Here is a 21907-nt window from a genome sequence, read left to right as displayed (position 1 = left end):
CGTCGCAAGGAAGCTCCTGGTCGTCCTCAACGCTATCATTCGCGACAAAACCGCATTCGCGTGAACACAGTTGCCATTCCGTGAGATTGATGCTTCGCTACGGTGCGGAACAAGGCTTCTAAAAGCCACCCTCTGCCCCCTCTGCGGCGTCGCATTCTTCGGCAGAGGTAACGGAATGGATCCTAGGGTCTTCGCTCCGCTTCGCGGAGCTTTGCCCTAGGATGACGACATTGGGCCTATAGCGGCACGACCTTACCCTCGGCCAACGTCACGCGCCGGTCCATGCGTCCGGCGAGCTCATGGTTGTGGGTGGCGATCAGCGCCGCGAGGCCCGATTGCCTGACCAGCGCCTCCAGCGCATCGAACACATAGGAGGCGGTGACCGGATCGAGATTGCCGGTCGGCTCGTCGGCCAGCAGCACCAGCGGCGCGTTGGCGACGGCGCGGGCAATGGCGACGCGCTGCTGCTCGCCGCCGGAAAGCTCGGCCGGCCGGTGCTGCGCGCGCTTGCCGATCTGCATATAGTCGAGGAGCTGCGCCGCGCGCTCGGATGCTTCCTTGCGGCCGAGCCCCTTGATCAGCTGCGGCATCATGATGTTCTCGAGCGCGGAGAACTCCGGCAGCAAATGATGGAATTGATAAACGAAGCCGACATCGTTGCGGCGGATCGCGGTGCGCTCCTCGTCCGACAGCCGGCCGCACGCACGGCCGGCGAGGATCACGTCGCCCGCGTCGGGCCGCTCCAGCAGCCCCGCCGTGTGCAAAAGCGTCGACTTGCCGGTGCCCGACGGCGCCACCAGCGCCACCATCTCGCCGCGCCTGAGCGAAAAGTCGGCGCCATTCAAAATGGTGAGCTTGCGCGGCCCCTGGACATAGTGCCGCTCGACGCCCTTCAACTCGATAATGGCCTCGGCCATCATTCGTACCTCAAGGCTTCGACGGGATCGAGCCGGGCGGCCCGCCAGGCCGGGAACACCGTCGCGAGGAACGACAGGCCAAGCGCCATGATGACGACATAGGTGGTCTCGCGCGGATCCATCTTTGCCGGCAGCTGGCTGAGGAAATAGAGCTCGGGATTGAACAGGATCCTGCCGGTCATCCAGGAGAAGAACTGGCGGATCGATTCGATGTTGAGGCAGATGACGACGCCGAGCAGCACGCCGGCGATCGTGCCGGTGACGCCGATCGCCGCGCCCGTCATCAGGAAGATGCGCAGGATCGCGCCGCGCGAGGCGCCCATCGTGCGCAGGATGGCGATGTCGTGGCCCTTGTCCTTCACCAGCATGATGAGGCCGGAAATGATGTTGAGCGCCGCCACCAGCACGATCAGCGTGAGAATCATGAACATGACGTTGCGCTCGACCTGCAGCGCCGAGAAGAAGGTCTCGTTGCGCTGGCGCCAGTCGACGAGGTCGACCGGCCGCTGCGCCGCCTGCTCGACCAGCGGCTTCAGCGCGTCGACATTGTCGGGATTGTCGACATAGATCTCGATGGTCTGGGCTCGCCCGTCCATGTTGAAATAGAGCTGCGCTTCCGAGAACGGCATGTAGACGATCGAGCTGTCATATTCCGACATGCCGACCTCGAAGATCGCCGCCACCTTGTAGCCCTTCATGCGCGGCGTGGTGCCGAGCGGCGTCACATCGCCGTCCGGCGAGATCAGCGTGATGGTGTCGCCGAGCACTAGCCCGAGGCTTTCGGCCATGCGCTTGCCGATCGCCACGCCGTCGCCGGTGTCGAAACCGTCGAGCGTGCCCTGCTTGATGTTGCTGGCGACGATCGAAATCTTGCCGAGGTCCTCGCCGCGGATGCCGCGCACCAGGGCGCCCGTGCCGCCGCCGACATTGCCTTGCGCCAGGACCTGGCCGTCGATCAGCGGGATGGCGTATTTGACGCCCGAAACACCGTTGATGCGGCTCGCCACCTGGGCGTAGTCCTCCAGCGGCGAATCGAGCGGCTGCACGATGAGATGGCCGTTGACGCCGAGGATGCGGGTCAGCAATTCGGCGCGGAAACCGTTCATCACGGCCATGACGACGATCAACGTCGCGACTCCGAGCATGATGCCGAGAAAGGAGATCGAGGCGATGACCGAGATCACCGTCTCCTTGCGGCGCGATCGCAGATAGCGCCACGCCACCATGCGCTCGAAGCCGGAGAAAGCGCCCGCCGCTGACCTGGCCGCTGCCGCCGCCTCGTTCATGCGGCGATACCCAGGCGTTTCTTGGCCTCGGCGATCGGCAGCGTCTCGCGCTCGCCCGACCTGCGGTTCTTGATCTCGATCTCGCCGGCGGCCACGCCGCGCGGACCGACGATCACCTGCCAGGGCAGGCCAATCAGGTCGGCGGTGGCGAATTTGCCGCCGGGACGCTGATCGGTGTCGTCATAAAGCACGTCCTTGCCGGCTGCGTTAAGCGCCGCATAGAGCTCGGCGCAGACGCGGTCGCATTCGCCGTCGCCGACCTTCATGTTGATCAGGCCGATATCGAAGGGCGCCACCGCTTCCGGCCAGATGATGCCGTTCTCGTCATGGCTGGCCTCGATGATCGCCGCGACCAGGCGCGACGGACCGATGCCGTAGGAGCCGCCCGAGGCGTAATGGTCCTTGCCGTCGGGGCCGGTCACCTTGGCGTTCATCGGCTTGGAGTATTTCTCGCCGAAGTGGAAGATGTGGCCGACCTCTATGCCGCGCGCCGAGACCTGCTCGCTTGGCGGAACGTTCGCCCAGGCCGCCTCGTCATGCATCTCGTCGGTGGCGGCATAAGGCGTCGTCCACTTCTTCACGATGTCGCCGATCTCTGCATCGTCGGAGAAGTTGGTGCCGGCGCCCGGCACGTCGAGCGTCAAATAAGCGCGGTCGCAGAACACCTGGCTCTCACCGGTCTCGGCCAGGATGATGAACTCATGGCTGAGGTCGCCGCCGATCGGACCGGTGTCGGCGCGCATCGGAATGGCCTGCAGGCCCATGCGTGTGAAGGTCCTGAGGTAGGAGACGAACATGCGGTTGTAGGCGGCCTTGGCGCCCTCGAAATCGAGATCGAACGAATAGGCGTCCTTCATCAGGAACTCTCTGCTGCGCATGACGCCGAAGCGAGGGCGCACCTCGTCGCGGAACTTCCACTGGATATGGTAGAGGTTGAGCGGCAGGTCCTTGTAGGACTTCACATAGGCGCGAAAAATCTCGGTGACCATCTCTTCGTTGGTCGGCCCGTAGAGCATGTCGCGGTCCTGGCGGTCCTTGATGCGCAGCATCTCCTTGCCGTAGTCGTTGTAACGGCCGCTTTCGCGCCACAGATCCGCCGACTGGATGGTCGGCATCAGGATTTCCAGCGCGCCGGCGCGGTTCTGTTCCTCGCGGATGATCTGGCAGACCTTGTCCAGCACGCGCTTGCCCAATGGCAGCCACGAAAAGCTGCCCTGCCCCTGCTGGCGGATCATGCCGGCGCGCAGCATCAGCCGGTGCGAGACGATCTCGGCCTCGCGGGGATTTTCTTTGAGAATGGGCAGGAAATAGCGCGACAAACGCATGGACTGGTCCGTGAGTGAAAATGGCGGCGCGGGGAATCGGCGCAACCGAGGCTGCTTGCCCGGGCTTCATAGCCATTTCATGGCCGAATGGAAACCCGAGTGCCCCAAAGTATCGGGCCTTCTGCACCTTACCAAAAAGGCGATTTTGGCTGCAAAGTGCCGCAAATGGCTTTTTGATCGATTCACAAGCAAGCCCTGCCGCACTATTGTGCAGTGCAGCACGATATTGCCTGTTTCGAGGCAAAATTCTTCGTGACATTTTCACCTGCCTTGGTCTAGTGTGCGCCGATAACCGAGAGGGCGGAGAAAAATCTGCTCTCCTACGCGGTCAAAGTCTTGGGAGGATGCGATCTAGGCGCGGTAACTCGCTGCCGCCGGACACCGGAAACGGATCGGACGCGTTTAAATTGCAAGGCCTTGTGCCTTGCATTTTTTTTGTGCAATCATCTGCTTAGCGCGATCATCTGCCAAACGGCGTCAGCCACGGTTGGCCGCCGAATTCGGAAGCCGGCTTCCGAATTCAACCTTGGCGCGCGTATGCTGCTCATTACTTGCGGAAACTATAATGACGGTCTCAGTGACTGGCGTCTGGCGTGAAGTCCGGCATGAAACGCATGATATCGTCGAAGCTGAATCCCAGGCCCATCGTCAGGCCGTAGAGAATGCCCATCACGACCACCGTTACGATCGTCGCGCGAACGAAGGCGCGCAGCATGTGCGGGCCGCGCGGTGCGCTGGAAACGGTGCCAAGCGTGACATCCTGGTCGTCGTCCTGGGTGCGCAGGCTGAACGGAAGAACAACGAACAGCACCAGCCACCAGGTGACGAAGAACAGCGCGGCGAACAGTATCCAATTCATGCCTGCTCCAGTTCGACCAGCGTGCCGAAGAAATCCTTGGGATGCAGGAACAGCACCGGCTTGCCATGCGCGCCGATCTTCGGATTGCCGTCGCCAAGCACACGCGCGCCGCTTACCTTCAAATGGTCGCGGGCAGCCATGATATCGTCGACCTCATAGCAGACGTGATGCATGCCGCCCGAAGGGTTCTTCTCCAAGAATGCCGCTATGGGCGACGTCTCGCCCAGCGGCTCCAGCAGCTCGATCTTGGTGTTGCCGACATCGATGAACGCCACGGTCACGCCATGCTCCGGCAGCGCCTGCGGCTCGCCCACTCGCGCGCCCAGCGTATCGCGATAGGCGGCCATTGCCGCGGCCAGATCCGGCACAGCAAGCGCGACATGGTTCAGGCGTCCAAGCATAAAGCGCTCCGCTTTTAGGGGACTAAGGGAGTAGGGCAGTAAGGGAGTAGGGAAAAAATCTCGGCGTATACAAATCTATCGCCTTTTCCCTACTGCCCTACTGCCTTACTCCCCTACTCCCTTGTTCGTCACCGCGTGACGAACACCGTCACCAGCGGCTTCTTGCCCCAGGCTTCGTTGGCGGCGCCGCGCACTGCGCGGCGCACCGCCTCCTGCACCAGGTCGAGGTCTTTTCGGCGCTGACGCGGAATGGAGTCCACCGCGCCGATTGCCGCATCGAGCATCAGATCCTCCAGCGTCTCGCCGCGGGCATCCGCTTCGGCGACGCCGATCGCCACCAGGTCGGGGTCGCCGGCAAGCTCATATTTGTCGTCGAGCACGACATTGACCGCGACATGCCCGGCGAAGGAAAGCTTGCGACGGTCGCGTATGCCCATCGCCTGGTCGGTGCCGATCAGCGAGCCATCCTTGTAGAGCCGCCCGAACGGCACCTGATCGATGATCGTCGCCGGCCCTGGCCAGAGCCTCAGCATGTCGCCGTCGCGCACCTGCGCCACCTGGCCGATGCCCGACATCGACATCAGCGAGCCCTGCGCCACCAGATGCGCCGCCTCGCCATGCACGGGGACGCCGATCTGTGGCCGCACCCATTCATACATCTTGCGCAATTCGCTGCGGCGCGGGTGGCCGGAGACATGCACCAGCGCGTCGCCGTCCTCGATGATCTTCATGCCGAGATCGATCAGCCGGTTCTTGATCTCGAGAATTCCCTTTTCGTTGCCGGGAATGGTGCGCGAGGAAAACACCACCGTGTCGCCGGCCGTCAGCGCCACCGACTTCATCTCGTCGCGTGAAAGCTTTGCCAGCGCCGCCAGCGGCTCGCCCTGGCTGCCGGTGCAGATGATCACCAGGTTCTCGCGCGGGATATAGCCATAGTCCTCCTCGGCGATGAACTCCGGCAGCCCGTCCATGTAGCCGAGCTCGCCCGCCACATCGATAACACGCTTCAGCGATCGGCCGAGCACAAGGCATTGCCGGCCGGCATCGCGTGCCGCCTTGGCGATCGAGACGATACGCCCGACATTGGAGGAGAAGGTCGTGACCGCGACGCGCCCCTTCGCGCTCTCGATGACACCCTTGAGGCCTTCGCCGACAGCGACTTCCGACGGCGACTCCCCTTCCCTCAGCGCGTTGGTGGAATCGCAGATCAGCGCCAGCACGCCCTTGTCGCCATAGGCGCGGAAACGCGCCTCGTCGGTCTTCGGGCCGATCGTCGGCGCCGGGTCTATCTTCCAGTCGCCGGTGTGGATCACGGTGCCGGCGGGTGTGGTGATCGCCAGCGACATCGGCTCGGGAATCGAATGCGCCACTGGAATGGCCTCGATCTCGAAAGGTCCGATGGTGAATTTCTCGCCTGCCCGGTAGATCGACGCCGGGATCTTCGGCGCGCCCTGCTCGCCCTGCCGCTTGGCCTCGAGCAGGCCGGCGGTGAACGGCGTCATCCAGACCGGGACTTTAAGCTTCGGCCAGATATCGAGCAGCGCCCCGTAATGATCCTCATGCGCATGGGTGATGACGATGCCGCGCAGGCCGTCGATATTCTCCTCGATGAAACGCGTATCGGGCAGGATGAGATCAACGCCGGGATGTGCCGAGTCCGGAAAGGTGACGCCGACATCGACGATGATCCATTCGCGCGCGTCGGCGGGCCCATAGCCGTAAAGGGCGAAGTTCATGCCGATCTCGCCGACGCCGCCCAGCGGCGCGAAGACGAGCTCGGCGTTTTCTCTATTCGCCATCAATTCTTTCCTTCCTGGCCGCTTTGGCCAAGTCGTTGGCGCAATTTCGGGAAAAGCGTGTCACAGCTTTTCGTCCGGAATTGCACAAAAACAAAATTATACCCGGGCCGAGGCGACCGCGCCGAAATGCACGTCGCCGGCCGCGATCGTCAGAACCGATCCCTCATCGTCGCGGATCACAAAACGGCAGTCCTCGTCAATGGTTTCGAAGACGCCGCGCACCACATTGCCGTCAATTCTGACAGCAACCTCGCCGCCGAGCCCTGCCGCGCGGGCAAGCCAGCGCTTCCTGATAGCATCGAGCCCGCGCCCGTCATCCCACAGCCTGGCATACTCGCTCCAGGCATCCGAAAGCGCCAGGAACAGCGTTTCGGCATCGCAAGTCGCGCCCAGCGCCTGCAGCGACGTCGCCGGATAAGGCAAATCCTCAGGGTAAGCCACGACATTGACGCCGATACCGATGGCGACGGCAAAGCGGCCGCCATCGAGCATCGCCGATTCCAACAGGATGCCAGCAAGCTTGGCGCCCGACGCCAGCACGTCGTTCGGCCATTTCAATTCGAAGCGGTTGCGGCCCTGGCTCGCGCCGTCGACGGCGACGGCGATCCGGCCCTTCGGCACGACGGCGTCGAGCGCGTCGGCCAGCGCAAGCCCCGCGACGAAGCCGAGCGTCGCGGCAAGCCGGAGCTCGCCGCCCGGAACCAGAAGCAGCGTCGCCGCGAGATTGCCTTCTGGCGTTGCCCAGGCGCGGCCACGCCGGCCGCGGCCGCTCTCCTGCTTCTTCGAAACGACCCAGAGCTTGCCGGGATCGCCGGCGCGCGCGTGTTCCAGCGCCAGCGCGTTGGTCGAGCCGACGCTGTCATGCGCCTCGAGCCGGAACCCCTCCGACGCCGCGGTTGGAGCCAGCCGAAATGCCATCCCGTCAGAAGAAGGTCTTCGCAGCGGCTTCGGCATAATTGCCGATCGGCCCGCCGATCAGCACATAGAACAGCACGAAGGCGCCGCTGACGCCGAGCACGAGGCGCAGCTCGCTGGCCATCGGCACGAAGCCGCCGACCGGCTCGTCGAACCACATGATCTTGATGATGCGCAGGTAATAATAGGCGCCCACCACCGAGGCCAGCACGCCGATAATCGCCAGCGCGTAGAGATGCGCGTTAATGGCGGCGAGGAACACGTACCACTTCCCCCAGAAGCCGGCGAGCGGCGGAATGCCGGCCAGCGAGAACATCAGGATTGTGAGGATTGTGGCCATGATCGGGTTGGTCGAGGCGAGACCGGAAAGATCGCTGATCTGCTCGACATTGCCTTCCTTGCGCCGCATGGCGAGGATGAAGGCGAAAGTGCCGAGCGTCATCACCAGATAGATCAGCATGTAGATGGCGACGCCGCGCACGCCGGCCTGGCTGTTGGCGGCAAGGCCGACCAGCGCGTAGCCCATATGGCCGATCGAGGAATAGGCCATCAGGCGCTTGATGTTGGTCTGGCCGATGGCCGCGAAAGCGCCAAGCGCCATCGAGGCGATCGAGATGAAGACGACGATCTGCTGCCAGTCCGAGGCAATCGGCTTGAAGGCGCCCATGGTGACGCGCACGATCAGCGCCATCGCCGCCATCTTCGGGGCGGCTGCCAGGAACGCGGTGATCGGCGTCGGCGCCCCCTCATAGACGTCCGGCGTCCACATATGGAACGGCACGGCCGAGATCTTGAAGGCGAGGCCTGCCAACACGAACACCAGGCCGAAGACGAGGCCGAGCTGGCGCTCGCCGCTGCCAAGCGCCGTCGCGATTTCCTGGAAACCGGTATTGCCGGTGTAGCCGTAAACGAGGCTGATGCCGTAGAGCAGCATGCCCGACGACAGCGCGCCGAGGACGAAGTATTTCAGGCCGGCTTCGGTCGAGCGCAGATTGTCGCGGTTGATCGCCGCCAGCACATAGATCGCCAGCGACTGCAGCTCGAGCCCGAGATAAAGCCCTATCATGCCGTTGGCCGAGATCATCAACATCATGCCCAGCGTGCAGAGCAGCACCAGCACCGGGAATTCGAACTTGTCGAAATGTTCCTGGCGCGCGAAGCGCATCGACATGACCAGCGTCACCGCTGAGCCGATCAGCGCCAGCATCTTCATGAAGGCGCTGAAGGCATCCTGCACGAAGGCGCCGCCATAGGCTGAGCCCTGCCCGCCGGCGAAGGCAAGCCACAGTCCGGCCACCACCAGCACGAGGACGGCCAGGCCGGTCACGGTCATGGTGCTGTTGGAGCGCGAATAGGCCCCGATCATCAGGAGCGCCAGCGCACCGACGGCGAGGATCAGTTCCGGCGTCGAGAGCGAAAGGCTGGAGAGAAGGTCCGGCGTCATGGTCTATTCCCCAGTCAGTTCGCCGCCGCGGTCTGCGCGGAATTGATGGATGCGGTGACGTTGGTGACGAGCGTCTTGACCGACTGGGCCGTCGCGTCGAACACCGGCGCCGGGTAGACGCCGAAGAAGATGACCAGCACCACCAGCGGGTAGACGATCGCCTTCTCACGCGGCGAAAGGTCGAGCAGGTTTTTCAGGCTGTCCTTGGTCAGCGCGCCGAAGATCACCCGGCGATAGAGCCACAGCGCGTAGGCCGCCGACAGGATGACGCCGGTGGCGGCGAAGAACGCCACCCAGGTGTTGACCTTGAACACGCCGAGCATGGTCAGGAACTCGCCGACGAAGCCGCTGGTGCCGGGAAGGCCGACATTGGCCATGGTGAAGATCATGAACACGGTGGCGTATTTCGGCATGTTGTTGACCAGACCGCCATAGGCATCGATCTCGCGCGTATGCATGCGGTCGTAGATGACGCCGACGCACAGGAACAGCGCGCCCGAGACGAGGCCGTGGCTGAGCATCTGGAAGATCGCGCCCTGCACGCCTTCCTGGTTCATCGCGAAGATGCCCATGGTGACGAAGCCCATATGGGCGACCGACGAATAGGCGATCAGCTTCTTCATGTCCTCCTGCATCAGCGCCACCAGCGAGGTGTAGATGATGGCGACGACCGAGAGCGTGAACACCAGCGGCGCGAACATCGCCGACGCCTCCGGGAACATCGGCAGCGAGAAGCGCAGGAAGCCGTACCCGCCCATCTTCAGCAGGATGCCGGCCAGGATCACCGAACCGGCGGTCGGCGCCTCGACGTGGGCGTCCGGCAGCCAGGTATGCACCGGCCACATCGGCATCTTCACCGCGAAGGAGGCGAAGAAGGCGAGCCACAGCCAAGTCTGCATGTTGGCCGGGAAATTATGCGTCAGAAGCGTCGGAATGTCGGTGGTGCCCGACTGGAAGAACATCGCCATGATGGCGAGCAGCATCAGCACCGAGCCGGCGAGCGTGTAGAGGAAGAACTTGAACGAGGCATAGACGCGCCGCTTGCCGCCCCAGACGCCGATGATGATGAACATCGGAATCAGGCCAGCCTCGAAGAAGACGTAGAACAGCACGATGTCGAGCGCGCAGAACACGCCGATCATCAGCGTCTCGAGGATCAGGAAGGCGATCATATAGGCCTTGACCCGCTTCTCGATCGCATCCCAGGAGGCCAGTATGCAAAGCGGCATCAGGAAGGTGGTCAGGATGACGAACAGCATCGAGATGCCGTCGACGCCCATGTGGTAGGAAATGCCCGAATCCAGCCAGGCGTGCTTCTCGACGAACTGGAAGCCGGCCTGCGAATTGTCGAAGCCCGTCCAGATGAACAGCGAGATCACGAAGGTGAACGCCGTCGTGATGAATGCGATGGCGCGGATGTTGCGGCGCGCGTTTTCGCTGTCGTCGCTGATGAATAGGATGAGCAGAACACCAACCAGCGGCAGGAAGGTGACCAGCGAGAGGATTGGCCAGTCGGTCATCAGAGCATCATCCAGGTGACGAGAGCGGCCACGCCGATCAGCATGGCGAAGGCATAGTGATAGAGATAGCCGGTCTGCAGCTTGACGACCCTGTTGGTGACGTCGACGACGCGCGCCGAGATGCCGTCGGGGCCGAGGCCGTCGATGACGGCGCCGTCTCCGGTCTTCCACAGGAACCTGCCGAGGCGCTTCGCCGGCCGCACGAACAGGAAGTCGTAGAGCTCGTCGAAATACCACTTGTTGAGCAGGAACCCATAAAGCAGGCGATGATTGGCGGCGACGCTTCGGGGAAGTTCCGGCGAGCGAATATAGAATTTCCAGGCCACCGCGAGGCCGATCAGCATGGCGACGAACGGGGCGAGCTCTACCCAGAGCGGCAATTCATGGATCTCATGCAGGATGTGGTTTTCCGGCAGCGTGAACAGCGAAGCCTTCCAGAATTCGGCGTAACCCTCGCCGATGAAGGCGCCGTGGAAGATGATACCGGCAAACAGCGCGCCGGCGGCCAGCACATAGAGCGGCACCAGCATCACCGGCGGCGATTCGTGGACATGGTGCATGACCTCATGGCTGGCGCGCGGCTCGCCGTGGAAGGTCATGAAGATCAGTCGCCAGGAATAGAAGCTGGTGAAGCAGGCGGCGACCACCAGCAGGATAAAGGCGAAGCCGGCGACCGCATTGTGGCTGGCGAAGGAGGTCGCGATGATGGCGTCCTTGGAGAAGAAGCCGGCAGTGCCGATCACCGTTGCCGGAATGCCGACGCCGGTCAGCGCCAGCGTGCCGACGATCATCATCCAGTAGGTCGCCGGGATCAGCCTGCGCAGGCCGCCCATCTTGCGCATGTCCTGCTCGTCGGACACGGCATGGATGACCGAGCCGGAGCCGAGAAACAGCAGCGCCTTGAAGAAGGCGTGCGTGAAAAGGTGGAAGATCGCCGCGCCATAAGCGCCGACGCCTAGCGCCACGAACATGTAGCCGAGCTGCGAGCAGGTCGAATAGGCGATGACGCGCTTGATGTCGTTCTGGACGAGGCCGACGGTCGCCGCGAAGAAGGCGGTGAATGCGCCGATGAAAGTGACGACGGTCAGCGCCGAATGCGAAAGCTCGAACAGCGGCGAAAGCCTCGCCAGCATGAACACGCCGGCGGTCACCATGGTCGCCGCGTGGATGAGCGCGGAGACCGGCGTCGGGCCTTCCATCGCGTCCGGCAGCCAAGTGTGCAGCGGCACCTGCGCCGACTTGCCCATGGCGCCCATGAAGAGCAGCAGGCAGACCACCGTCAGCGCCGTCTGCTTGTCGAGCGCTTGGCCGAGGAAGGTGAGCACGGCAGCACCCGCCGGCGCGCCTTCGGCCGGCAGGAAGGATGCGGCATTGGCGAACACGGTGCTCAGATTGACCGAACCGAACAGCACGAACACGCCGAAGATGCCGAGCGCGAAGCCGAAGTCGCCGACGCGGTTGACGACAAAAGCCTTGATGGCGGCGGCATTGGCCGACGGCTTCTTGTACCAGAAGCCGATCAGCAGATACGAGGCGAGACCGACGCCCTCCCAGCCGAAGAACATCTGGATGAGGTTGTCGGCCGTCACCAGCATCAGCATCGCGAAGGTGAACAGCGACAGATAGGCGAAGAAACGCGGCCGGTTCGGATCGTAGTGCATGTAGCCGATCGAGTAGATATGGACCAGCGCCGACACGGTGTTGACGACGACCAGCATAACCACCGTCAGCGTGTCGATCCTGAGCGCCCAGGAGGCGTCGATGCCGCCCGACTGGATCCAGCGCAGCACCGGCACGGTGAACACCTCGCCATGGCCGAAGCCGACGGTGAAGAAGGCAACCCACGACAGCACCGCCGCGATCACCAGGAAGCCGGAGGTGATGTATTCGGAAGCCTTGGCGCCGAGCGAATTGCCGAACAGGCCGACGATCAGGAAGCCGAGCAGCGGAAGGAAGACGATAGCCTGATACATGATGGTTCCCGTCAACCCTTCATCGCGCTCACGTCTTCGACCGCGATCGAGCCGCGGTTGCGGAAGAAGACGACAAGAATGGCAAGTCCGATCGCGGCTTCAGCGGCTGCGACCGTCAGCACGAACAGGGCAAAGACCTGTCCGACAAGGTCATGCAGCGCCGCCGAGAAAGCGACGAAGTTGATGTTGACCGCAAGCAGGATGAGCTCGATCGACATCAGGATGACGATGATGTTGCGGCGGTTCAGGAAGATGCCGAACACGCCGAGCGTGAACAGGATCGCCGATACCGTCAGGTAGTGTGCAATGCCGACGACCATCTCAGATGCCCTCGCCCGATTTGACCTTGCGGATTTCCATGCCCGTCGCCGGCGTGCGGGCGACCTGCGCGGCGATCGACTGCCGCTTGACGCCTTCCTTATGGCGCAGCGTCAAGACGATGGCGCCGATCATGGCGACCAGCAGCACAAGGCCGGAAATCTGGAAATAATAGAGGTAGTCCGTGTAGAGGATGTCGCCGAGCGCCGCCGTGTTGGAGCGCGTGGCGAGATCCGGCGTCGCCTTGGCGACCGTCGAGGCGAGCTGCGGCGCAAATGTGTAGCCGCCGAGCACGACGATCAGCTCCGCCGCCAGGATCAGCCCGACCAGCGCGCCGATCGGCGCGTATTGCAGCGCGCCCTCTTTCATCTCGGCAAAGTCGACGTCGAGCATCATGACGACGAACAGGAACAGCACCATAACCGCGCCGACATAGACGACCAGCAGGATCATCGCCAGGAACTCGGCGCCGGTCAGCATGAACAGACCCGCGGCGTTGAAGAAGGTGAGGATCAGGAAGAGCACCGAATGCACGGGGTTGCGCGACGAAATGACCATGAAGGCCGACGCCACGGCGATAAAGGCGAAGAGGTAGAAAAAGGCCGCCTCTAGTCCACTCAGCATGGGTTCCCCCGGGTTCCAAATTCCGACTCCGACCCGCCTCCGGTTCGAAACCGCGTGTTCCTTAGACGGACGACGTTGCGCCGTCCACTTTCTTGTTCCTTCTCCCCGTTTGCGGGGAGAAGGTGGCCCGAAGGGCCGGATAAGGGGCACAGCAAGTTTCCAGACGCTGGCGCCGCCCCTCATCTGCCTGCCGGCATCTTCTCCCGTAAACAGGGAGAAGCACGCTAATCACCTATAGGGCGCATCCAGCGCGATGTTGCGCGCCAGCTCCCGCTCCCAGCGATCGCCGTTCGCGAGCAGCTTTTCCTTGTTGTAGTAGAGCTCCTCGCGCGTCTCGGTCGCGAATTCGAAATTCGGCCCTTCGACGATGGCGTCGACCGGGCAGGCTTCCTGGCAGAAGCCGCAATAGATGCACTTCACCATGTCGATGTCGTAGCGCACGGTGCGGCGCGTGCCGTCATTGCGGCGCGGGCCGGCCTCGATGGTGATGGCCTGCGCCGGACAGATCGCCTCGCAAAGCTTGCACGCGATGCAGCGTTCCTCGCCGTTCGGATAGCGGCGCAGCGCATGCTCGCCGCGGAAGCGCGGACTGATCGGCCCCTTCTCATGCGGATAGTTGATCGTTTCCTTCGGCGCGAAGAATTGGCGCATCGACAGGAAGAAGGCGCTGACGAAATCCTTCAGCAGCAGCGATTTTGCGGCCTGGGCCAGAGCGGACATCACGCAAACCCCGTGATCTTGAGGAAGGCCGCGGTGGCGACGACCATGAACAGCGAGATCGGCAGGAAGACTTTCCAGCCCAGCCGCATCAGCTGGTCGTAGCGGTAGCGCGGCACAAAAGCCTTCACCATGGAGAACATGAAGAACATCAGGCAGATCTTCAGCACGAACCAGATCACCCCAGGTATCCAGGTGAAGGGCGCGAAGTTGAACGGCGGCAGCCAGCCGCCGAGAAACAGGATGGTCGCCAGCGCGCACATCAGGACGACGGCGACATACTCGCCGAGGAAGAAGAGCAGGAACGGCGTCGACGAATATTCGACCATGTGGCCGGCGACGAGCTCCGATTCCGCTTCCACCAGGTCGAAGGGCGGACGGTTCGTCTCGGCAAGCGCGGAAATGAAGAACACCACGAACATCGGCAACAGCGACAGCCAGTGCCAGTCGAGGAAGGTGTTGGGCAGGCCGAGCCGCGTGCCGAGACCGTCCTGCTGCGACATGACAATGTCGGAGAGGTTGAGCGAGCCGACGGTGAGCAGCACGGTGACGATGACGAAGCCGATCGAGACTTCGTAGGACACCATCTGCGCGGCCGAGCGCAGCGCGCCGAGGAACGGGTATTTCGAGTTCGATGCCCAGCCGCCCATGATCACGCCATAGACCTCGAGCGAGGAGATGGCGAAGACATAAAGGATGCCGACATTGATGTTGGCGATCGCCCAGCCCTCATTGACCGGAATGACAGCCCAGGCCGAAATCGCCAGCACCGCCGAGACCAGCGGCGCCAGAAGGAACACGCCCTTGTTGGCGCCCGACGGGATCACCGGCTCCTTGAAAACGAATTTCAGAAGGTCGGCAAAGGCCTGCAGCGTTCCCCATGGACCGACGACGTTCGGCCCACGCCGCAATTGCACCGCCGCCCAGATCTTGCGGTCGGCATAAAGCAGATAGGCGACGCCGATCAGAAGCACGACGATCAGCACGACCGACTTCAACAGGATCAGCAGCGTCGGCAGCACGTAGAAGGAGAAGAAGGTGTCCATGCTTATTCCGCCGCCTGCTTGAAGCCGCTCTTGGCCAGCGCCGAGCATTCGGCCATCACGGCCGACGCCCGCGCGATCGGGTTGGTGAGATAGAAGTCCTTCACCGGCGAGGTGAAGGTGCCCTTGTTAAGCCGGCCGCCGAGCTTCGCCACTTTGGCGATGTCATCGCCGCTGCCCGCCTGCACCTGGTCGATGCGGGCGAGATGCGGGAATTCGCCATAGAGTTTGGCACGCAGCTGCGCCAGCGAATCGAAGGGCAGCTTCTTGCCGAGCACGTCGGAGAGCGCCCGCAGGATCGCCCAGTCCTCGCGCGCCTCGCCAGGGGCGAAGCCGGCGCGGTTGGTCTGCTGCACACGGCCTTCCGTGTTGACATAGGTGCCCGACTTCTCGGTATAGGCCGCGGCCGGCAGGATGACATTGGCGCGGTGCGCGCCGGCATCGCCATGCGTGCCGATATAGACGACGAAGGCGCCGCCGGTCTTGGCCATGTCGATCTCGTCGGCGCCGAGCAGGAAGAGCACATCGGTCTCGCCCAACATGCCGGCGACGTTCTTGCCGCCCTCGCCCGGCACGAAGCCGACATCGAGGCCGCCGACTCTTGCCGCTGCGTTGTGCAGCACCGCAAAGCCGTTCCACTCGGCTGTGACCGCGTTGACGGCAGCCGCGAGCCTGGCTGCCTGGCCGAGCACCGCTGCGCCGTCGGTGCGCGCCAGCGCGCCCTGGCCCACGATGATCAGCGGATGCGTGGCCTTGCTCAGCACCTCGAAGAACTTGCCGTTGCCGTCGGCAAGGTCCTTGAGCGATTCCGGGCCGGCGCCGATCAGCTCATAGTCGTAGCGTGTATCGCCGATCTCGCCGATGACGCCGACCGGCAGATTGCCGACGCGCCAGCGCTTGCGGATGCGGGCGTTGAGCACCGAGGCCTCGAAGCGCGGATTGGCGCCGATGATCAGCACCGCATCGGCCCGCTCGATGCCTTCGATGGTCGGGTTGAAGATATAGCTGGCGCGGCCGAGCGACGGATCGAGCGCTGCGCCATCCTGGCGGCAGTCGATGTTCTTCGAGCCGAGCGCGGCCATCAGCAGCTTCAGCGCGTAGATTTCCTCGACCGCGGCGAGATCGCCGGCGATGGCGCCGATCCGCTCGGGCGCGGTCTTTGCAACCTCGTCCTTGATCGCGGCGAAGGCTTCCGCCCAGCTTGTCGAAACGAGCCTGCCATTCTTGCGCACGTAAGGGCGGTCTAGGCGCTGCGTGCGCAGGCCGTCCCAGATGAAACGGGTCTTGTCGGATATCCACTCCTCGTTCACCGCCTCGTTGACGCGCGGCAGGATGCGCATCACTTCACGGCCTCTGGAGTCGACGCGGATCGCCGAGCCGACCGCGTCCATGACGTCGATCGATTCCGTCTTGGTCAGTTCCCACGGCCGCGCCTGGAAGGCGAACGGCTTGGAGGTCAGCGCGCCGACCGGGCACAAATCGATGACGTTGCCCTGCAACTCCGACGTCATCGCCTGTTCGAGATAGGTGGTGATCTCGGCATCCTCGCCGCGGCCGATCAGGCCGAGCTCGGAAATGCCGGCGACCTCGGTGGTGAAGCGGACGCAGCGCGTGCAATGGATGCAGCGGTTCATCACCGTCTTGACCAGCGGGCCGATATACTTGTCCTCGACCGCGCGCTTGTTCTCATGATAGCGCGAGGAATCGACGCCGAAGGCCATTGCCTGATCCTGCAGATCGCATTCGCCGCCCTGGTCGCAGATCGGGCAATCGAGCGGATGGTTGATCAGCAGGAACTCCATCACGCCTTCGCGGGCCTTCTTGACCATCGGCGTGTTGGTGAAGATTTCCGGCGGCTCGCCATTCGGGCCCGGGCGCAGGTCGCGCACGCCCATGGCGCAGGAGGCCTGCGGCTTGGGCGGACCGCCCTTCACCTCGATCAGGCACATGCGGCAATTGCCAGCGATCGACAGCCGCTCGTGGAAGCAGAAGCGCGGCACTTCCGCGCCGGCGTCCTCGGCCGCCTGCAGCAGCGTGTAATGGTCGGGTACCGTGATCTCTTTCCCGTCGACCTTTAGCTTTGCCATTCGCCTCAAACCTCTGCGGATGTCCCGCAATCTATCCTTCCGGGCGCGACTGAAGCCGCGCCCGGCATTTCAATTCACTTCTTCGCGGCGAGCGCCGCGGCCTGGGCAGTCCAGTTGTCGCGGCCGATACGGCCGGCGAGCGACAGGTAATCTTCCACCCAGGCGATCTCTTCCGAGGTCCAGGCGGCGATCTGGCCATAGGTCCAGATGCCGAGACCGTTGAGCACCTTTTCCAGCTTCGGTCCGACACCCGAAATCGCCTTCAGGTCCGACGGATTTGCCGGCTTGTCGACGGCCTTAGGCTGCCTGAAATCCTCAGGCATCAGCCCCGTTGCGGCCGGTTGGGCGACAATATCGGCCCCGGTCGCGTCGAGCGCTTTCTCGGTCGCGTTCGCCGCTATGTCGGTCACATCCTGGGCGAAGGTCTGAGCCCTGGCGATCAACGTCTCGGTCGCCTTGCGCGCCTTGGAGGCGTTGGCGGCCGCTTCATGCTGCGCCTCGAGATCGTCGAGGAAAGGCTGGAACATGCGCTGCGAAGCCTCCAGCGCGCCGGTGAACGCGCCCATCCACATGCCGACGGCGTGGTTGGCCAGACCGATGCTGAGCGCCGACATCGCGGCGGCGCCCGCGACTGGATGCGCCAGAAGGTTGACGGCGCTGGCCATCTCCTTCGGCATCATCTTGGTCAGGTCCTGGTTCATCTTCTCGAGTTGGTCCAAATCAGGCACGAACGGATAGGGTATCGAATACGGCGCCATAGAGATCTCCTGGTCGTTTCTTCGTATGCCCGCCCCAGTTTTTCAGTCTTCGGGCCAAGCCCGTATTTCGTAGTCTTATTCCGCCGCCACCATTACCGGCTCGACCCGGTGCGCGTTGCGCGAAAACTCGTCGATGCGGCGTTCCACCTCGCCGCGGAAATGCCGCATCAGGCCCTGGATCGGCCAGGCGGCCGCGTCGCCCAGCGCGCAGATCGTGTGGCCCTCAACCTGCTTGGTGACGTCGAGCAGCATGTCGATCTCGCGCTTCTGCGCCTCGCCGCGCACCAGCCGCTCCATCACCCGCCACATCCAGCCGGTGCCTTCGCGGCACGGCGTGCACTGGCCGCAGCTCTCATGCTTGTAGAAGTAGGAAAGCCTGGCGATCGCCTTCACGATATCCGTCGACTTGTCCATGACGATGACGGCGGCCGTGCCGAGGCCGGATTTCAGGTCGCGCAGCGCGTCGAAATCCATCGGCGCATCGATGATCTGCTCGGCCGGCACCAGCGGCACTGAAGCGCCGCCCGGAATGACCGCGAGCAGATTGTCCCAGCCGCCGCGGATGCCGCCGCAATGCGTCTCGATCAGCTCGCGGAACGGGATCGACATCGCTTCTTCGAAAGTGCACGGATTGTTGACGTGGCCGGACACGCAGAACAGCTTGGTGCCGGCATTGTTCGGGCGACCGAAGGACGAGAACCAGGCGGCGCCCCGGCGCAGGATGGTCGGCGCCACCGCGATCGATTCGACGTTGTTGACGGTGGTCGGGCAGCCATAGAGGCCGACATTGGCCGGGAATGGCGGCTTCAGCCGCGGCTGGCCCTTCTTGCCTTCCAGGCTTTCGAGCAGCGCCGTCTCCTCGCCGCAGATATAGGCGCCGGCGCCATGATGCATGTAGATATCGAAGTCGTAGCCGGATGTGTTGTTCTTGCCGATCAGCTTGGCCGCGTAAGCCTCGTCGATGGCGCGCTGCAGCGCCTCACGCTCGCGGATGAACTCGCCGCGCACATAGATGTAGGCGGCGATCGCGCCCATCGCGAAGCCGGCGACCAGCGCGCCCTCGACCAGCGTGTGCGGATCGTTGCGCAGGATATCGCGGTCTTTGCAGGTGCCGGGCTCGGATTCGTCGGCGTTGATGACCAGATAGCTCGGCCGTCCGTCGCTCTGCTTGGGCATGAACGACCACTTCAACCCCGTCGGGAAGCCGGCGCCGCCACGGCCGCGCAGGCCCGACGCCTTCATCTCGTTGATGATCCAGTCGCGCCCCTTGGCGACGAGGCCTGGCGTGTCGTCCCAGATGCCGCGCGACTGCGCGCCGGCCAGCGACTTGTCGAACAGGCCGTAGATGTTGGTGAAGATGCGGTCTTTGTCCTGAAGCATTTGTCGTCCCTCAGACCGGCTTCTTGCCGAAGACGCGGATGTATTCGGCGACGCCGCCCTTGGCGAGCGCCTTGGCCTGCTTCACCCAGTCGTCGCGCTCGATGCGGCCGCGGAAATTGAGATAGCCGTCGACCCATTCGCGCTCGGCCGTCTTCCAGGCGGCGACCTGCGCGAAGGTGTAGATGCCCAGCGAATGCAGGGTGCCTTCTATCTTCGGGCCGACGCCGGAGATCAGCTTGAGATCGTCGACCGTTGCCGGGCGCTCGATGCCGGCCGGCCGGTTCTTGTCATCGAGCGAAGGCTTCGTCGTCTTGGCGACAGGCTGCTTGGTCTCCGGCGCCTTGAAAGCCGTGGCCGGCTCGGCCTTGGTCTTCGGCCCGCTGCGCGGCTTGGAAACGGCCTCGACTTCCGGAGAAGCCTGATTGGCGTTGGCGGCCGAATGGCGCGGCGCCCTGACGCTGGCGCCATTCTCGGTGGCCGGGGCGACCTTGACCGGCGACGGCGTGTTGAGCGCCGGGCTGGTTTCAGCCGCATGGGTCTTCGGCTTGCTGGATTTTGACGGTCCAACCGGGCCAGAGGCGGCCGGAGCTGGCGCCGAGCTTACCGGCGCAGCGGGTGCCGGGGCTGCGGCGGAAGCTGCAGGCGGCGCCGACGCGAGAGCTTCCTTGGCGGCTTTCGCCGCCGCCCTGGCTTCCTTGTCGCGCGTCGACTTCAGGATCGCCTTTTCGCTGGTCAGCGTCGTCAGCCCGGTAGCCGGCTCGGACCCGTGGCGGCCGTTCTGCGGACCAGGCTTCACCTCGGCGCCCTTGCCGGCGTCGTAGAGATCGATGATCTCGGCCAGCCGCTCGGGCGTCAGGTCCTCGAAAGTGTCCTTGAAGATCATGACCATCGGCGCGTTGACGCAGGCGCCGAGGCATTCGACCTCCTCCCACGACAGCGTGCCCTTGTCGTTGGTATGGAACTGGTCGTGATGGATTTTCGAACGGCACACATCCATCAGCGCTTCCGAGCCGCGCAGCATGCAGGGCGTGGTGCCGCAGACCTGGATATGGGCGCGCGTGCCGACCGGATTGAGCTGGTACTGCGTGTAGAAAGTCGCGACTTCGAGGCCACGGATGCGCGGCATGCCGAGCATGTCGGAGATCGTCTCGATCGCCGCCTTGGTGACCCAGCCTTCCTGCTCCTGCGCGATCATCAGCAGCGGGATGATGGCCGACTGCTCGCGACCCTTTGGGTATTTGGCGATCCACTGCTGGGCGGCTGCCGCGTTCGCCTCGTTGAAGGCGAAGGTGGCGGGCTGGACGCTGGCTTCTGCGAGACGGCGGACTGACATTTAGCGATCGACCTCACCAAACACGATGTCGAGGGAGCCAAGCACGGCAGTGACGTCGGCCAGCATGTGGCCGCGGCACAGGAAATCCATGGCTTGCAGATGCGCGAAACCGGGCGCGCGCAGCTTGCAGCGATAGGGCTTGTTGGTGCCGTCGGAGACCAGGTAGACGCCGAATTCGCCCTTCGGCGCCTCGACGGCCGCATAGACCTCGCCGGCCGGCACGCGGTAGCCCTCGGTATAGAGCTTGAAGTGATGGATCAGCGCTTCCATCGAGCGCTTCATCGCGGCGCGCTTCGGCGGCACAACCTTGCCGTCGAGGTTCGACACCGGGCCGGCGCTTTCCTTGCCGAGCAAGAGATCGACGCATTGGCGCATGATCCTGGCCGACTGGCGCATCTCTTCCATGCGCACAAGATAACGGTCGTAGCAGTCGCCGTTCTTGCCGATCGGAATGTCGAAATCCATCTCGGAATAGCATTCATAGGGCTGCGATTTGCGCAGGTCCCAGGCGGCGCCCGAGCCGCGCACCATCACGCCAGAAAAGCCCCAGGCCCAGGCGTCGGCCAGCGACACCGTGCCGATATCGACATTGCGCTGCTTGAAGATGCGGTTGCCGGTCAAGAGCGCGTCGAGATCGTCGACCGACTTCAGGAACGGGTCGATCCACTTGCCGATGTCCTCGACCAGCTTCTGCGGCAGGTCCTGATGGACGCCGCCCGGCCGGAAATAGGCCGCATGCATGCGCGAACCGCTAGCGCGCTCATAGAACACCATCAGCTTTTCGCGCTCGACGAAGCCCCACAGCGGCGGCGTCAGCGCGCCGACATCCATGGCCTGCGTCGTCACATTCAAGATGTGCGACATGATGCGACCCATCTCGGAATAGAGCACACGGATCAGCTGACCCCGCTTCGGCACCTCGATGCCGAGCAGGCGCTCGGCCGCGAGCGCGAAGGCATGCTCCTGGTTCATCGGCGCGCAATAGTCGAGCCGGTCGAGATAGGGCACGGCCTGCAGATAGGTCTTGGCCTCGATCAGCTTCTCGGTGCCGCGATGCAGCAGACCGATATGCGGATCGACGCGGTCGACCACCTCGCCGTCCAGCTCCAGCACCAGGCGCAAAACGCCATGCGCCGCAGGATGCTGCGGGCCGAAGTTGATGTTGAAGTTGCGGACGGAGGTTTCAGCCATCGTGGCGCCTCTGGCGA

Annotated in this window: 19 protein-coding genes; all 19 read right to left on the bottom strand. The window is 63.7% G+C overall.

The genetic code is table 11. The features are described from left to right. Window positions 1-236 precede the first annotated feature (236 nt). Window positions 237-920: an ABC transporter ATP-binding protein gene (locus tag LB535_RS26695; RefSeq protein ID WP_181164814.1), complete on the bottom strand. Its 684-nt coding sequence runs from the start codon at window positions 918-920 to the stop codon at window positions 237-239. Next, the gene (locus LB535_RS26690) at window positions 917-2203 is read right to left on the bottom strand and encodes a lipoprotein-releasing ABC transporter permease subunit (protein WP_140839951.1); all 1287 of its coding nucleotides are present in this window, start codon (window positions 2201-2203) and stop codon (window positions 917-919) included. Before LB535_RS26690 ends, LB535_RS26695 begins: the two co-directional genes overlap by 4 nt. Next, the gene (proS, locus tag LB535_RS26685; protein ID WP_224634296.1) at window positions 2200-3528 is read right to left on the bottom strand and encodes a proline--tRNA ligase; all 1329 of its coding nucleotides are present in this window, start codon (window positions 3526-3528) and stop codon (window positions 2200-2202) included. The genes LB535_RS26690 and proS overlap by 4 nt, the downstream gene beginning before the upstream one ends. 574 nt (window positions 3529-4102) lie before the next feature. Then, window positions 4103-4387 (bottom strand): DUF1467 family protein, encoded by a 285-nt coding sequence (locus LB535_RS26680; protein ID WP_224634295.1) that lies wholly within the window; start codon window positions 4385-4387, stop codon window positions 4103-4105. Continuing rightward, window positions 4384-4788 carry a methylmalonyl-CoA epimerase gene (mce, locus tag LB535_RS26675; protein ID WP_224634294.1) on the bottom strand — a complete coding sequence of 135 codons (405 nt, stop codon included), beginning with the start codon at window positions 4786-4788 and terminating at the stop codon, window positions 4384-4386. The genes LB535_RS26680 and mce overlap by 4 nt, the downstream gene beginning before the upstream one ends. A gap of 128 nt (window positions 4789-4916) precedes the next feature. Next, window positions 4917-6587 (bottom strand): ribonuclease J, encoded by a 1671-nt coding sequence (locus tag LB535_RS26670; RefSeq protein ID WP_224634293.1) that lies wholly within the window; start codon window positions 6585-6587, stop codon window positions 4917-4919. A 96-nt stretch (window positions 6588-6683) separates the two neighbouring features. Further along, window positions 6684-7505, bottom strand: coding sequence for a biotin--[acetyl-CoA-carboxylase] ligase (locus LB535_RS26665; RefSeq protein WP_224600903.1), 822 nt, complete (start codon window positions 7503-7505; stop codon window positions 6684-6686). Window positions 7506-7509: 4 nt separating this feature from the next. Beyond that, complete coding sequence (gene nuoN / locus LB535_RS26660; RefSeq protein ID WP_224634292.1) at window positions 7510-8946, bottom strand: NADH-quinone oxidoreductase subunit NuoN; 1437 nt, start codon at window positions 8944-8946, stop codon at window positions 7510-7512. 14 nt (window positions 8947-8960) lie between these two features. Then, window positions 8961-10466: an NADH-quinone oxidoreductase subunit M gene (locus tag LB535_RS26655; RefSeq protein WP_224600899.1), complete on the bottom strand. Its 1506-nt coding sequence runs from the start codon at window positions 10464-10466 to the stop codon at window positions 8961-8963. Next, window positions 10466-12439 (bottom strand): NADH-quinone oxidoreductase subunit L, encoded by a 1974-nt coding sequence (gene nuoL / locus LB535_RS26650; RefSeq protein ID WP_224634291.1) that lies wholly within the window; start codon window positions 12437-12439, stop codon window positions 10466-10468. Before nuoL ends, LB535_RS26655 begins: the two co-directional genes overlap by 1 nt. A gap of 11 nt (window positions 12440-12450) precedes the next feature. Further along, on the bottom strand, window positions 12451-12759 hold the full coding sequence (gene nuoK, locus LB535_RS26645) for an NADH-quinone oxidoreductase subunit NuoK (protein WP_027168992.1): 309 nt from the start codon (window positions 12757-12759) through the stop codon (window positions 12451-12453). Between the two features lies 1 nt (window position 12760). After that, the gene (locus LB535_RS26640) at window positions 12761-13381 is read right to left on the bottom strand and encodes an NADH-quinone oxidoreductase subunit J (RefSeq protein ID WP_140545674.1); all 621 of its coding nucleotides are present in this window, start codon (window positions 13379-13381) and stop codon (window positions 12761-12763) included. 228 nt (window positions 13382-13609) lie between these two features. Continuing rightward, the gene (nuoI, locus tag LB535_RS26635) at window positions 13610-14101 is read right to left on the bottom strand and encodes an NADH-quinone oxidoreductase subunit NuoI (RefSeq protein WP_095764866.1); all 492 of its coding nucleotides are present in this window, start codon (window positions 14099-14101) and stop codon (window positions 13610-13612) included. After that, on the bottom strand, window positions 14101-15144 hold the full coding sequence (gene nuoH / locus LB535_RS26630; protein WP_095764865.1) for an NADH-quinone oxidoreductase subunit NuoH: 1044 nt from the start codon (window positions 15142-15144) through the stop codon (window positions 14101-14103). Before nuoH ends, nuoI begins: the two co-directional genes overlap by 1 nt. Window positions 15145-15146: 2 nt before the next feature. Next, window positions 15147-17228: an NADH-quinone oxidoreductase subunit NuoG gene (gene nuoG / locus LB535_RS26625; protein WP_224634290.1), complete on the bottom strand. Its 2082-nt coding sequence runs from the start codon at window positions 17226-17228 to the stop codon at window positions 15147-15149. 74 nt (window positions 17229-17302) lie between these two features. Further along, window positions 17303-17986 (bottom strand): NADH-ubiquinone dehydrogenase, encoded by a 684-nt coding sequence (locus LB535_RS26620; protein WP_224545457.1) that lies wholly within the window; start codon window positions 17984-17986, stop codon window positions 17303-17305. Between the two features lie 75 nt (window positions 17987-18061). Continuing rightward, entirely contained in the window at window positions 18062-19366 is a 1305-nt protein-coding gene (gene nuoF / locus LB535_RS26615; protein ID WP_095764862.1) for an NADH-quinone oxidoreductase subunit NuoF, read from the bottom strand. A gap of 10 nt (window positions 19367-19376) precedes the next feature. Continuing rightward, the gene (locus LB535_RS26610; protein WP_224634289.1) at window positions 19377-20699 is read right to left on the bottom strand and encodes an NADH-quinone oxidoreductase subunit E; all 1323 of its coding nucleotides are present in this window, start codon (window positions 20697-20699) and stop codon (window positions 19377-19379) included. Continuing rightward, window positions 20700-21890, bottom strand: a complete 1191-nt coding sequence (locus tag LB535_RS26605; protein WP_224634288.1) for an NADH-quinone oxidoreductase subunit D — start codon at window positions 21888-21890, stop codon at window positions 20700-20702. Window positions 21891-21907 lie beyond the last annotated feature (17 nt).

The sequence above is a fragment of the Mesorhizobium sp. CA10 genome, assembly GCF_020165285.1.
Classification (GTDB): domain Bacteria; phylum Pseudomonadota; class Alphaproteobacteria; order Rhizobiales; family Rhizobiaceae; genus Mesorhizobium.
This window is presented reverse-complemented; position numbering and strand designations above follow the sequence as displayed.

What these genes read in the sequence shown, in the direction of transcription:
- LB535_RS26695 (WP_181164814.1), bottom strand. Translation starts at nt 920, where the DNA reads ATGATGGCCGAGGCCATTATCGAGTTGAAGGGCGTCGAGCGGCACTAT.
- LB535_RS26690 (WP_140839951.1), bottom strand. Translation starts at nt 2,203, where the DNA reads ATGAACGAGGCGGCGGCAGCGGCCAGGTCAGCGGCGGGCGCTTTCTCC.
- proS (WP_224634296.1), bottom strand. Translation starts at nt 3,528, where the DNA reads ATGCGTTTGTCGCGCTATTTCCTGCCCATTCTCAAAGAAAATCCCCGC.
- LB535_RS26680 (WP_224634295.1), bottom strand. Translation starts at nt 4,387, where the DNA reads ATGAATTGGATACTGTTCGCCGCGCTGTTCTTCGTCACCTGGTGGCTG.
- mce (WP_224634294.1), bottom strand. Translation starts at nt 4,788, where the DNA reads ATGCTTGGACGCCTGAACCATGTCGCGCTTGCTGTGCCGGATCTGGCC.
- LB535_RS26670 (WP_224634293.1), bottom strand. Translation starts at nt 6,587, where the DNA reads ATGGCGAATAGAGAAAACGCCGAGCTCGTCTTCGCGCCGCTGGGCGGC.
- LB535_RS26665 (WP_224600903.1), bottom strand. Translation starts at nt 7,505, where the DNA reads ATGGCATTTCGGCTGGCTCCAACCGCGGCGTCGGAGGGGTTCCGGCTC.
- nuoN (WP_224634292.1), bottom strand. Translation starts at nt 8,946, where the DNA reads ATGACGCCGGACCTTCTCTCCAGCCTTTCGCTCTCGACGCCGGAACTG.
- LB535_RS26655 (WP_224600899.1), bottom strand. Translation starts at nt 10,466, where the DNA reads ATGACCGACTGGCCAATCCTCTCGCTGGTCACCTTCCTGCCGCTGGTT.
- nuoL (WP_224634291.1), bottom strand. Translation starts at nt 12,439, where the DNA reads ATGTATCAGGCTATCGTCTTCCTTCCGCTGCTCGGCTTCCTGATCGTC.
- nuoK (WP_027168992.1), bottom strand. Translation starts at nt 12,759, where the DNA reads ATGGTCGTCGGCATTGCACACTACCTGACGGTATCGGCGATCCTGTTC.
- LB535_RS26640 (WP_140545674.1), bottom strand. Translation starts at nt 13,381, where the DNA reads ATGCTGAGTGGACTAGAGGCGGCCTTTTTCTACCTCTTCGCCTTTATC.
- nuoI (WP_095764866.1), bottom strand. Translation starts at nt 14,101, where the DNA reads ATGTCCGCTCTGGCCCAGGCCGCAAAATCGCTGCTGCTGAAGGATTTC.
- nuoH (WP_095764865.1), bottom strand. Translation starts at nt 15,144, where the DNA reads ATGGACACCTTCTTCTCCTTCTACGTGCTGCCGACGCTGCTGATCCTG.
- nuoG (WP_224634290.1), bottom strand. Translation starts at nt 17,228, where the DNA reads ATGGCAAAGCTAAAGGTCGACGGGAAAGAGATCACGGTACCCGACCAT.
- LB535_RS26620 (WP_224545457.1), bottom strand. Translation starts at nt 17,986, where the DNA reads ATGGCGCCGTATTCGATACCCTATCCGTTCGTGCCTGATTTGGACCAA.
- nuoF (WP_095764862.1), bottom strand. Translation starts at nt 19,366, where the DNA reads ATGCTTCAGGACAAAGACCGCATCTTCACCAACATCTACGGCCTGTTC.
- LB535_RS26610 (WP_224634289.1), bottom strand. Translation starts at nt 20,699, where the DNA reads ATGTCAGTCCGCCGTCTCGCAGAAGCCAGCGTCCAGCCCGCCACCTTC.
- LB535_RS26605 (WP_224634288.1), bottom strand. Translation starts at nt 21,890, where the DNA reads ATGGCTGAAACCTCCGTCCGCAACTTCAACATCAACTTCGGCCCGCAG.